Source organism: Enterococcus moraviensis ATCC BAA-383 (assembly GCF_000407445.1).
GTDB classification, from domain to species: domain Bacteria; phylum Bacillota; class Bacilli; order Lactobacillales; family Enterococcaceae; genus Enterococcus_L; species Enterococcus_L moraviensis.
Genome location: NZ_ASWB01000003.1, coordinates 442370 through 455467, shown reverse-complemented (window position 1 = coordinate 455467; position 13098 = coordinate 442370). Strand labels below are relative to the sequence as shown.

At 37.2% G+C, this 13098-nt stretch carries 11 protein-coding genes; all 11 read left to right on the top strand.

The genetic code is table 11. From position 1 onward, the window contains the following. The first annotated feature begins 70 nt into the window (after positions 1–70). The 11 genes from recG (at position 71) to rnc (ending at position 13097) form a co-directional block, all read left to right on the top strand. On the top strand, positions 71–2107 hold the full coding sequence (gene recG / locus I586_RS12230; protein WP_010766451.1) for an ATP-dependent DNA helicase RecG: 2037 nt from the start codon (positions 71–73) through the stop codon (positions 2105–2107). A gap of 538 nt (positions 2108–2645) precedes the next feature. After that, positions 2646–3644 (top strand): phosphate acyltransferase PlsX, encoded by a 999-nt coding sequence (gene plsX, locus I586_RS12225; RefSeq protein ID WP_010766450.1) that lies wholly within the window; start codon positions 2646–2648, stop codon positions 3642–3644. Positions 3645–3787: 143 nt separating this feature from the next. Then, positions 3788–4027 (top strand): acyl carrier protein, encoded by a 240-nt coding sequence (gene acpP, locus I586_RS12220; RefSeq protein ID WP_010761893.1) that lies wholly within the window; start codon positions 3788–3790, stop codon positions 4025–4027. Between the two features lie 261 nt (positions 4028–4288). Continuing rightward, positions 4289–5296: an ABC transporter ATP-binding protein gene (locus I586_RS12215; protein ID WP_010766449.1), complete on the top strand. Its 1008-nt coding sequence runs from the start codon at positions 4289–4291 to the stop codon at positions 5294–5296. Next, positions 5296–6240, top strand: coding sequence for an ATP-binding cassette domain-containing protein (locus I586_RS12210; protein WP_010766448.1), 945 nt, complete (start codon positions 5296–5298; stop codon positions 6238–6240). Before I586_RS12215 ends, I586_RS12210 begins: the two co-directional genes overlap by 1 nt. Beyond that, on the top strand, positions 6240–7202 hold the full coding sequence (gene opp4B / locus I586_RS12205) for an oligopeptide ABC transporter permease (RefSeq protein ID WP_010766447.1): 963 nt from the start codon (positions 6240–6242) through the stop codon (positions 7200–7202). The genes I586_RS12210 and opp4B overlap by 1 nt, the downstream gene beginning before the upstream one ends. A 31-nt stretch (positions 7203–7233) precedes the next feature. Then, entirely contained in the window at positions 7234–8139 is a 906-nt protein-coding gene (locus I586_RS12200; protein WP_010766446.1) for an ABC transporter permease, read from the top strand. A 17-nt stretch (positions 8140–8156) separates the two neighbouring features. Further along, positions 8157–9935 (top strand): oligopeptide ABC transporter substrate-binding protein, encoded by a 1779-nt coding sequence (locus I586_RS12195; protein ID WP_010766445.1) that lies wholly within the window; start codon positions 8157–8159, stop codon positions 9933–9935. Between the two features lie 238 nt (positions 9936–10173). After that, on the top strand, positions 10174–11370 hold the full coding sequence (locus I586_RS12190) for an MFS transporter (protein WP_010766444.1): 1197 nt from the start codon (positions 10174–10176) through the stop codon (positions 11368–11370). Positions 11371–11762: 392 nt separating this feature from the next. Continuing rightward, the gene (ndk, locus tag I586_RS12185; RefSeq protein ID WP_010766443.1) at positions 11763–12164 is read left to right on the top strand and encodes a nucleoside-diphosphate kinase; all 402 of its coding nucleotides are present in this window, start codon (positions 11763–11765) and stop codon (positions 12162–12164) included. A 240-nt stretch (positions 12165–12404) separates the two neighbouring features. After that, on the top strand, positions 12405–13097 hold the full coding sequence (rnc, locus tag I586_RS12180; protein ID WP_010766442.1) for a ribonuclease III: 693 nt from the start codon (positions 12405–12407) through the stop codon (positions 13095–13097). The last annotated feature ends 1 nt before the right edge of the window (position 13098 follow it).

Sequence of the window (13098 nt, the reverse complement as noted above, 5' to 3'; positions counted from 1 at the left end):
GGCTTTTTCTATATAAAATAGAATAAATACCGATAATATTCGTATTTAACAGATGAGAGGAGGAAAATCAATGGACTTGTCAGATGACATTGGTGTGTTACCAGGAGTTGGTCCAAAACGAGCAGAAAACTTAAAAGAATTAGGGATTCAAACGATCGAAGATTTACTGTCCTACTACCCTTTTCGTTATGATGATATTCAAGAAAAAGAGTTGAATGAAATCCAAGATCAAGAAAAAGTCACTCTAAAAGGCTTAGTAGTATCCGATCCTGTTGTTAGTCGTTATGGGTATAAAAAAAGTCGAATGATGTTTCGAATGATGCAAGACCATGCTGTAATCAACGTTTCCTTCTTTAATCAGCCCTACTTAAAAGATAAAATTGTAATGTCAGAAGAAATCGCCGTCTACGGAAAATGGGATGCAAAACGTAAATCATTGAATGGAATGAAAATTTTAGCGGCCAAAAATGATGGAGAAGATTTTGCACCAATTTATCATGTGAATAAGAAAGTTCGACAAAGTAGCTTGATTCAGCTGATTCGCACAGGATTCGAAAAATATGGTGAGCTGATTTCTGAAATTCTACCAAAAGACTTGTTAGAGAAATATCGTTTGATGCCACGAAGAGAAGCAATGGTTGCGATGCACTTTCCAAGCAATCCAGAAGAAAGCCATCAGGCGAAACGGCGAGTTGTTTTTGAAGAGTTTTTCTTATTTCAATTAAAAATGCAAGGATTGAAAAGGCAAGAAAAAGCTGAAAAAAATGGCTTGATCATTCAATATGATGTGGATCGTCTAAAATCATTTACGCAAAAGTTGCCTTTTGAATTGACTGCAGCTCAAAAAAAGGTGACCAATGAAATTTGTCGAGATTTAATGAGCCCCAATCATATGCAGCGGCTACTTCAAGGAGATGTTGGGAGTGGTAAAACGGTTGTCGCGGCGATTGCACTTTATGCTACGATGACAGCTGGCTTTCAGGGGGCTTTAATGGTGCCGACTGAGATTTTAGCGCAACAGCATATGGAAAGTCTACAGCAGTTATACGATCCTTTAGAAGTTCGAACAGCCCTATTGACGGGATCAACTAAGACGAAGGAACGTCGAGAAATCCTTGCACAATTGGCTATTGGTGAAATCGATATAATTATCGGAACGCATGCGTTGATCCAAGAAGATGTCTTGTTTCACCGATTAGGATTAGTTATTACGGATGAGCAGCATCGATTTGGTGTGAATCAACGTCGAGTCTTGCGAGAAAAAGGCTTGAAACCTGATGTTTTATTCATGACGGCGACGCCAATTCCAAGAACCTTAGCGATTACAGCTTTTGGTGAGATGGATGTTTCGATTATTGATGAAATGCCTGCTGGCCGAATACCGATTGAAACTCGTTGGATTCGCCCGCCACAATTAGATACAGTTTTAGAGTGGATGGAAAAAGAATTAGCTCGTGGTCATCAAGCCTATGTGATTTGTCCGTTGATTGAAGAATCTGAAGCATTAGATGTTAAAAATGCCACAGAAATTTTTGAACATATGTCTGCTTTTTTCAATCCGACGTATCAAGTTGGTTTGCTTCATGGTAAAATGAAAAACCAGGAAAAAGAAGAGATCATGCAGGAGTTTAAAGAAAATGATCTTCAGCTCTTAGTTTCAACAACTGTAATTGAAGTAGGGGTCAATGTTCCAAATGCAACAGTCATGCTGATCATGGATGCAGATCGTTTCGGATTAGCGCAATTGCATCAACTTCGTGGACGTGTTGGACGAGGATCAGATGCGTCATATTGTATTTTAGTTGCCAACCCTAAAAATGAAATGGGTGTGGAACGGATGAAGATTATGACAGAAACAAATAATGGATTTGTTCTGAGCGAGAAAGACTTGGAGCTTCGAGGGCCAGGTGAAGTATTTGGTGCCAGACAGTCTGGCGTTCCACAATTTGCTGTGGGCGATATTGTGACAGATTTCAATATTCTTGAAGTTGCTCGTCAAGAAGCAAGTACGATTTGGAAAAAGGAACAATGGTGGGTATTGCCGGAGTATCGAGGAGTTGCGGATAAAATCAAACCCAATGATAGCGAGCAGCAGTTTTTTGATTGATCAGTTGTTGAGATGAGAAATGGGATTTTCTTTTCGCGGAATTTTTCTGTCAGAGCAAAGCGGCTCATTCCGCTTTTCGCTGATCCAGTTGCACGAACCAGACTTCTCAACAAATAGACAAAATGCTGAAAAGATAAAGAGTATCTTTCCATCATTTTCCTAATTGCCTTGACACACAACGAATAGAAAATGAGTTGATGTAGAAAGGTACCTACTTGGTTGTTCGAGGTCTAAACGGTTCGTTCCGCTTTTCGTGATCCAGCTGCACAAAGCAACTCTCAAGGAAAATAGACAATCTGACTATGAAACAAAAACCGTTTCTTAGTCAGATTCCTAATTTTCATGAGAGCTAAACGCTTTGTTCCGCTTTTCGCTGATCTAGCTGCACGAACCAGACCTCTCAACAAATAGATAAAATGCTGAAAAGATGAAGAGCATCTTTCCATCATTTTCCTAATTTGTTCGAGGTCTAAACGGTTCGTTCCGCTTTTCGATATGTTATACTACTTATTGTAATTTACCTAGGAGGGACTATGTTATGAAGATTGCAGTAGATGCAATGGGTGGCGATCATGCGCCGCAGGCTATTGTTGAAGGCGTGATGTTGGCCAAACAGGATTTTCCAGAGGTTGAGTTTTTACTATATGGAAAAGAGTCTGAAATAAAAAAATATGTGACAGATGAAACAAATATCACGATTATCCATACGGATGAAAAAATCAATAGTGACGATGAACCAGTTAAGGCGATTCGTCGTAAGAAAACAGCTTCAATGGTCTTAGCAGCACAAGCAGTAAAAAATGGAGAGGCAGATGCGATTTTCTCGGCAGGTAACACAGGTGCGTTACTAGCAGCTGGTTTGTTTATTGTTGGGCGGATCAAAAATGTTGAGCGTCCAGGTCTAATGTCTACCTTGCCAGTAATCGGTCAACCTGATGGTGGCTTTGATATGCTGGATTTAGGGGCGAATGCTGATAACAAGCCGGAACATCTTGTTCAGTATGCTGTATTAGGCTCTTTTTACGCGGAAAAGGTAAGAAATATCACAAAACCCCGTGTGGCCCTTTTAAACAACGGAGCTGAAGAAACTAAGGGAAGTGAATTGACTAAAAAAGCCTTTGAATTACTTTCGGAAGAAGAAAGTATTCATTTTATTGGTAATGTAGAGGCACGAGATTTGCTAAGTGGCGCAGCTGATGTAGTTGTGACCGATGGATTTACAGGAAATGCTGTATTGAAGTCAATAGAAGGAACTGCTCTAAATATGATGGGTCTTTTAAAATCATCGATTCTTGCAGAAGGAGTCAAAGGGAAAATGGGCGCCTTGCTTTTAAAAAATGCATTACGTGGTATGAAAGATGAAATGGATTATTCCAAACACGGCGGAGCAGTTTTATTCGGTTTGAAAGCACCAGTCATTAAAACACATGGATCAACGGGTCCAGAGGCTGTTCGGTATACAATTCGTCAAATTCATACGATGTTAAAAACAGAGGTTGTACCGCAACTTGTTAGCTATTATGAAACGAAAGAATAACTTTGTTCGCAACCTATTTGCAACCGAATTGTAATGGTTTTGCAAAAAAAGATGGACAAATCGATGATTTGTGAGTACAATGTATCATAGCGTTTAACTCAATCGTGAGAAACGCTTTTCAAAAGCAGTGGAGGTGAATACAGTTGACTCGTGAAGAAGTACTTGAAAAAGTAGCGAAGATTATCTCAAACCACTTTGATATTGAAGCTGAGAAAGTGACAGATCAATTAAACATTAAAGATGACTTGAATGCAGATTCAATTAGTGTAATGGAATTTGTTTTAGAGCTTGAAGATGAATTTGGTACAGAAATTTCTGATGAAGACGCAGAGCAAATTGAAACAGTTGGTGCCGCTGTAGATTATATTATGAATAACTTATAAGTTGAAATGAAAAAAGTGGAACAAAACAAATCCTGTTTTGTTCTACTTTTTTGCTTATTTGGGAAAATTTACATTACCAAAATGTTGCAATTTTTACAAATTTTATATACAATTGCTTAAATATGATTACAATGAGAATATGGGTTTATTAAAAACGATTACAATGAGGAAAAGAAAAATAATTATTAAAAAATGACGTTTTTTTAATAAGTTTCCCTGTTGTGATAAGTTATTTAACCGAATATGGAGGAGTGTTTAAACGTGAGTGATGGTAATCAATTGTTAGATGTCCAACATCTACATACAGGTTTTCGTATTAAAGATGAATACTATGATGCTGTTGACGATGTATCATTTGAGTTAGGAAAAAACGAAATTTTAGCGATTGTTGGTGAATCAGGTTGTGGTAAAAGTACATTAGCTACTACGATTATTGGGTTACACGACGCAAATAATACTCGTGTAACGGGAGAAATTCTTTATAAAGATTTAAATTTAACGACATTTAATGAGCAATTATATAATAAAATTCGTGGCAATGATATTGGGATGATTTTTCAAGATCCATTGTCAGCATTGAATCCTTTGATGCGTATTGAAGATCAGATCAAAGAAAGCTTGTCCTACCATACAGATATGAAAGCAGAACAAAAACAAGCGCGAGTAATTGAATTATTGACACAAGTAGGTATTCCTAATCCTGAACGTGTTGGAAAACAGTATCCTCATGAATTATCTGGAGGAATGCGCCAACGTGTCATTATTGCAATCGCTATTGCGTGTAAACCGGCAATTATTATTGCGGATGAGCCGACAACTGCATTAGACGTAACGATCCAGGCTCAAATTTTAGATTTACTCAAAGATTTACAAGAAGAAACAGGTTCGGGAATTATTTTGATTACACATGATTTAGGTGTCGTAGCTGAAATGGCCGATAAAGTAGCTGTGATGTATGCTGGGCAATTTGTTGAGGTTGCAACAGCTGAAGAATTGTTTAACAATCCAAAGCATCCATATACACGCTCATTGCTACAATCTATCCCACAAGAGAATTCAGATGATAGTCAACTGCATGTGATCGAAGGTGTCGTTCCTTCATTGAGTAAATTACCAAGAGAGGGATGCCGTTTTGCGCCAAGAATCCCTTGGATTTCAGAAGATGCTCACGAAGCAGAACCAACATTGCATGAAGTGTCAGAAGGGCACTTTGTTCGTTGCACTTGTTATCAGCATTTCCATTTTAGAGACGATCAGGAGGAAGTATAATGGCAGAAATCATTCAAATCAAAGACTTGAAAGTTCATTATCCTATCCGTAGTGGTTTCTTTAACAGAGTGACTGATCATGTGTTGGCGGTTGATGGTGTGGATTTTATTATCGAAAAGGGTAAAACGTATGGCTTAGTTGGTGAATCAGGTTCTGGAAAGTCTACCACAGGTAAAGCAATCATCGGTTTAGAAAAAGTGACTAGTGGTAGTATTTTATACCAAGATCAAGATGTAACGAAAGCTCATAATCGTAAAGCCATGAAATACAATAAAGATGTTCAAATGATTTTTCAGGATTCTATGTCTAGCTTAAACCCAAAGAAAAGAGTATTGGACATCATAGCAGAACCAATCCGTAATTTTGAGCGCTTGAGTGATCAAGAAGAAAAGAAAAAAGTTAAAGGGCTTTTAGATATCGTTGGGATGCCAGAAGATGCATTGTATAAATACCCTCATGAATTTTCAGGCGGACAACGTCAACGTTTAGGAGTAGCTAGAGCGGTTGCGACTAGTCCAAAACTGATCATTGCAGATGAGCCAGTTTCGGCCTTGGATTTATCAGTTCAAGCACAAGTATTGAACTTTATGAAAAATATCCAAGAAGAATACGGCTTGAGTTATCTATTCATTTCACATGATTTGGGCGTTGTAAAACATATGTGTGATAATATTGCGATCATGTATAAAGGGCGCTTTGTTGAAATTGGGACTCGTCAAGATATTTATACAAACCCACAGCACATTTATACGAAACGTTTACTATCAGCTATACCTAAAATAGATGTTGCACATCGTGAAGAGCACAAGGCGCAACGCCGTAAAGTAGAAAAAGAATATATCGAACATCAAAAAGAGTATTACGATCAAAACGGCCGTGTGTATGATTTACGTACAATCAGTACGACACATCAAGTAGCGTTAAAAGATGGAGGTGCAATCTAATGTGGAAGACGATTTTACGACGTGTACTCTTTATGATTCCTCAAATCTTGATTTTAAGCGTACTTATTTTCATGTTAGCTAAAATGATGCCAGGAGATCCTTTTACTGGTCTAATCAATCCAAATACCGATCCAGCAGTTATTGAAAAAATGCGTGAGTCAGCTGGGCTGAATGATCCGTGGACAACACAATATGTTCGTTGGATCGTCAATGTTTTCCATGGCGATTTTGGAGAAAGTTTTATTTTCAAATTACCAGTATCGACATTGATTGGAAGCCGTGCAGTAAATACGATTCTCTTATCTTTAGTAACCGTCGTGATCATGTATGCGATCGCGTTACCATTAGGCGTTTTATCGGGCCGCTACCAAAATTCTATTTTGGATAAATTTGTCGTGGTCTATAACTTTTTCAGTTTTGCAGTACCACCGTTTATTTTTGCACTCGTTATGCTATTCATTTTTGGTTACCGTTTAGATTGGTTCCCTACAACGGGGTCGATTTCCAGTGGTGTCGAGCCAGGGACAGGTGCTTATATTTGGGATCGATTCTATCATTTAATCTTACCAGCACTCTCTCAAGCACTTCTTGGAACAGCGATCACGATTCAATATTTACGAAATGAGGTCATTGATTCTCAGTCATTGGATTATGTTCGGACTGCTCGCTCAAAAGGGGTACCAACCAATAAAGTTTATACGCGACATATTTTCAGAAATGCTTCTTTACCAATTGTTTCTCAATTAAGCTACGAAATCACAGCGTTGATCAGTGGCTCAGTCGTTATTGAAAAAATCTTTGGTTACCCAGGTATTGGGAAATTATTTATCGACTCGATCGGACAACGTGATTATGCAGTAATCACAGCCTTAGTATTGATTTTAGGAGTTGCAACACTTGTCGGAAATCTGATTTCAGATATTGTGATGAGTCTTGTAGATCCAAGGATTCGGGTTCAATAGAAAATCAATTTTAAGGAGAGGAAGAGACGAGATGGATAAAAATAAAGAAAATGCAGCAGTTGCTGTGCCAGAAACGATCCCTCCAATGGGATTTAGAATGATCGCAAGAGAATTCAAAAAAGATAAATTAGCGATTTTCTCACTAGTGTTGTTAGTAGCCATTTTATTGGTTGTTTTTATCGGTGCTCTTGTGACTGATCAAGACAAAGTAATGACAGTTAGTATTTTAGATAAATATGCTGAACCTGGTGGGAACTTTATACTAGGTGCTGATGAAGGTGGACGTGATGTATTGGGGCAACTGATTATTGGTGCCCGTAATTCTGTTGTGATTGGGTTTGCAATCACTATTCTGACTTCGATCATCGGTGTAGGTATTGGTATTGTTTCAGGTTATTATGGTGGAATGTTTGATAATGCAGTGATGCGTGTGGTTGACTTTATCATGATCTTACCGATTATGATGATCATCATTGTGTTTGTTACGATCATTCCTAATTATAATGTTTGGTCTTTTGTGGGAATCATGAGTGCCTTTTACTGGGTCGCAAAAGCGCGGCTATTTAGAAGTAAAACGCTATCTGAAGTTCGCAGAGATTATGTCAGTGCTTCAAAAACGTTAGGAACAAGTGATTTTAAAATCATGTTTCGTGAAATCATGCCGAATCTAAGTTCATTGATCATCACCAACTTAACAATCAACTTTGCGGCAAATATTGGGATCGAAACAACACTGACGTTCTTAGGTTTTGGTTTGCCGACAAATGTACCGAGTCTTGGAACATTGATCGGATATGCCAGCAATGGCGATGTTTTAGCAAATAAAACATGGATCTGGGTACCTGCATCAGTACTGATTTTAGTAATGATGTTATGTATAAATTATATTGGCCAAGCGTTTAAACGTTCAGCAGATGCTAGACAACGTTTAGGTTAAGAAGAGGAGGAAGTAGTGTGAAAAGCAAAAAACTTTTGGGTTTAATTACATTGACAGCAGTGGTAGCTGTAACATTGGCTGCATGTGGTGGAGGTAAGAAATCAGATTCAGGCAACAAGAATGTAGAAACTGAGGATATCAGCAAATTTGCAATGAAGGTTAAAAATGACAAAGAAGCAATCAAAGGCGGGACTTTGGAAGTTGCAGTTGCGTCAGATACTCAGTTTAAAGGATTGTTCTCTAAGATATATTATCAAGATGCTTATGACTATCATTATATGAGACCGTCTGATGAAGGACTGTTCGGTTATGATGAAGATTTCGTTATTACAGATGATGGTGCTGCTAAGCTAGATTTAGATGTTGATAATAAAAAAGCAACAATTACACTTAAAGAAAATATTAAATGGTCAGATGGTGAACCTGTAACTGCTGATGATTTGATTTATCCATATGAAGTAATCGGAAATAAAGATTATACAGGAATTCGCTATGATGACAACTTTACTAATATTGTCGGAATGGAAGAATACCATGATGGAAAAGCTGATACTATTTCTGGTATCAAAAAAGTGGATGACCAATCAATCGAAGTAACATATAAAGAAATGAATCCAGGTATGTTGCAATTAGACGGTGGCGTTTATACAAGCGCAATGCCGAAACATATCTTTAAAGATATTCCGATCAAAGATCAAGAAAAAAGTGATGCAGTCCGCAAAAATCCTGTAACATACGGTCCTTACTACATGAGTAAAATCGTAACAGGTGAATCAGTGGAATATTTACCAAATGAACATTACTACAAAGGAAAACCTAAATTAGATAAAATTGTATTTACTAACGTGCCTACTGCTTCAATCGTTGAAGCGGTGAAAGCGAAAAAATATGACATGGTTTACTCAATGCCGACAGATAACTTCCCAACATATAAAGATTCAGAAGGCTATCAAATGTTAGGTCGTGAAGAGTTAGCATACACTTATGTTGGATTCAAACTAGGTACTTTTGATAAAGAAAAAGGCGAAGTGATCATGAATCCAGATGCAAAAATGGCTGATGTGAAATTACGTCAAGCAATGGGTTATGCGATGGATAATGATGCAATCGGACAAAAATTCTATAATGGGTTGCGTACTGGTGCGACAACATTAATTCCACCAATCTTCAAAACATTACACAATACAGATGTCAAAGGCTACCAATATGATCTAGATAAAGCGAAGAAAATTCTAGATGATGCTGGCTATAAAGATACAGATGGCGATGGACTTAGAGAAAATCCTAAGGGCGAAAAATTAACGATCAACTTTGCTTCAATGGCAGGTGGCGAAACAGCTCAACCTTTAGCTGATTACTATCTACAACAATGGAAAGAAATTGGATTAGATGTGAAATTAGCTACTGGTCGTTTGATTGATTTCCAAGCATTCTATGATAAAATCAAAAATGATGATCCAGAAATCGACGTATTCCAAGCTGCTTGGGGTGTAAACAGTGCGCCATCACCAGCAGGATTATACAGCCGTAACGCAGCATTCAACTACTCTCGTTTTGCTTCAGAAGAAAATGATAAATTGTTAAAAGCAATTGATTCAAAAGCTTCATTTGACGATACAAAACGTAAAGAAGCATATGATGCATGGCAAGAGTATATGTTTGAACAAGCACCAGTTATTCCAACATTATACCGTAATGAAATCATGCCAGTTAATGACCGCGTGAAATCATTTACTTGGAATTATGAAGAAACAAAAGACTTTTATGACATTGAATTAACATCAGAAAAACGTTAATTTATTGAGAAAAAAGACACTTCCAGTATTTCTTGGAGGTGTCTTTTTTCTTTGAGAGGTTGAACTAAATGTATTAATATGAGAAAATGATTATAAAAGTTGGTACGAATAAAAGAATATACTAACTTTTATTAAATCTGGAGGAAATTACTTATGAATATTTAAAATACTTCACTTGGTCAAGAACGAAAAAAATGAAGAACGAAATTTTCGTTTCTTCTAAGTGAAGGTGAGAAAAATGAATAAAAATAAAGCGTTCAATAAACTTATTATAGGTCAGATGATTGCCAATATTGGAGACACTATTTATACGATTGCGATCGTTAGCTCGGTATTTACATTAACGAACTCTGCATTAGCGGCTTCTATTGTACCGGTTATTATCACAGGAAGTATGGTTTTATCAGGACTGTTAACACCATTGATTGTTGTAAGAGTATCACTGTCAAAAATTTTACAGATAAGCCAGTTGTGTAAGACATTGATTTTAGCGGGATTAGCGGTTTATTTGCAAGTGGCTATCGAGCATCTTGACTTAACTATTTTGTATGTATTTATCGTAGGGATTGCTTTTTTAGACGGATGTGCTGAACCAGTTAGCACAGCTTTAATTCCTTATTATGTGGCGGAGTATTACTTGATTCGTGCAAATAGTATATTTAGTACGATGCTGCAAGTTGTTAGTATAGGTAGTTGGGCGATTGGTTCATCATTGTTGATTATTTTTTCTGTGACGAATCTTGTGTGGTTGGATGTAGGGTTATTTTTGCTGTCAGCTATTATTTTATGGCTGTTGCCACAAGTTGCTAAAGGCGCGGAATCAGAGAGAAATGAATGGGAAAATTTTATTATGGGTTGGCAAGGGATTCGCAAGTGTTCTCTGGTTCGGGTTGTTGTCGGAATGGATATTCTTGAAACCATTGCCAATACAGCTTGGGTTTCAGCGATTGTTTTGGTTTATGTGAAAGAAGTGTTACATGTCTCTGAAAGTTGGTGGGGGTACATAAATGCCACTTACTTTGCTGGTGCGATGGTTGGAAGTGTGATTGTAATGCGGAATTCAGATTGGATCAACCAGCATAAATCGAAAGCTGTGATTATGGGTTCATTGTTCGGCGGAGTTGTAACCTTTTTAGTTGCACCAGGGTGGAATCCTGTTTTTATTTTGATTTGTTCTGTCTTTGTGGGAATCTTTTCTCAAATCAAAAATATTCCTCAAGCAACCGCTATACAACAAACGATTCCAAAAGACATGCTTGCTCCGATCTATGCTGCAATGAATGTACTTTATACAGGTACATTTGCATTGTCTTCGGTATCGATGGGATTGATTTCAGAGTCCTTTGGTGTGCAAACAGTATTTGGGGTATCGGGAACATTGTTGTTTATAGTAGCAATGATAGCGAAGAAAAAAAGGACATTATTCGATGAGTAATTTCTAAATTAAAAGGATTAAATAAGATAAACAATGAAGAAGATATTTTTGATTTCAGGTGGCTGGGGGTGTAACTCATATAGTTATGTCCAGTCACTTTGGTTTATTTCTGTTGAGGTTTACCAGATCAAGTCAGTAATTGGCATGATATCCATTAGACGTAATACTCAACGCTTTTATCAAAGTATGGGAAAAAACTTACAGACAGTACTCAGTTAGAATGTGTATATTTTAAGAAGCTTGGCTAATATTTAACAAGTGACAAAGGGAAAACTTTTTTTGTCACTTGTACACTAGACAGAATTTTTGAATCGTGATAACCTTCTTGTTAAGCGCTTCCAAAAAAGTGCGGTCCAAATCAAACGATAAACAAGAGCAAGGGGAGAAATCAAATGGAACAAACACTAGTCATTATCAAGCCTGATGGCGTTTCACGTAAATTGGTTGGAGAAATCCTTCAGCGATTTGAGAAAAAACAACTGAAGCTTAGTCAATTAAAAGTTGCTAAGATGTCTCGTGAATTAGCAGAAGAACATTATGCACATGTTAAAAAATTTGATTTCTTTGAAGATATGATGACCTACATGACTTCATCAGAAGTGGTTTATCTTGTTTTAGAAGGAACAAGCGTCATCAAAACAGTCCGAAAAATGATTGGGGCAACTAACTGCTTAGAAGCAGAACCCGGCACGATTCGAGGTGATTATGGCGCTAATAGTTATGAAAATATTATCCATGCGTCAGATTCACCAGAAGCAGCAGCGGTTGAAATTAAACGATTTTTTACTGAATAAAATTAAATCAAAAGCGTATCAAGATTTTCTCTGATCTTGAACGCTTTTTGTCTTTTCAAACTGAAAGAATGCGAGAAATTTTACAGTTTATGATAAAAATACCCTAAAATCATTAGGAAACTCTTCAAATACGATGAATTCAGCTGTCATTTTAGGGCAATTACCCCCTAACCATTTAAAAATCACGCAAAAAAAAGTATAATAGAGAAGGTTGTAAATAAACTTAAAGGAATGTAGCAAATGGACAATCAGTTAACTACCGAATTGAAAGAACGTTACGGCATTGTTTTCCATGATGTCAACCTATTAGAACAGGCTTTTACCCATTCATCCTATGTGAATGAGCATCGATACTTAAAGCTATCTGACAATGAACGATTAGAATTTTTAGGAGATGCCGTTTTAGAATTATTGGTTTCGCAATATTTGTATAAACAATTTCCAGAGTTGCCAGAAGGTAAACTAACGAAAATGCGTGCAGCAATCGTTCGTGAAGATAGTTTATCCAAATTTGCGAAAGAATGTCATTTCGATCAATATATTCTTCTTGGCAAAGGTGAAGAAAATTCAGGTGGACGCACACGTCCAGCATTACTTTGTGATTTATTTGAAGCATTTTTAGGTGCTTTGTTCTTAGATCAAAAAGTCGATGCAGTCAAGAAATTCATTGCAGAAGTCATTTTTCCGAAAATCGATGCCGGTGCTTTTTCACATGAGATGGATCATAAAACCCATTTACAAGAAGTATTACAACGACAAGGGGACGTCAACATCGACTACCGTTTAGTCAATGAAGAAGGCCCAGCTCATGACCGGATCTTTTTTGTTGAAGTGTATGTCAACGAAAAAATGATCGGTACAGGTCAGGGCAAATCGAAGAAATTAGCAGAACAGGACGCCGCTGAACGAGCGCTGAAACAAAATCCTGAGTAAG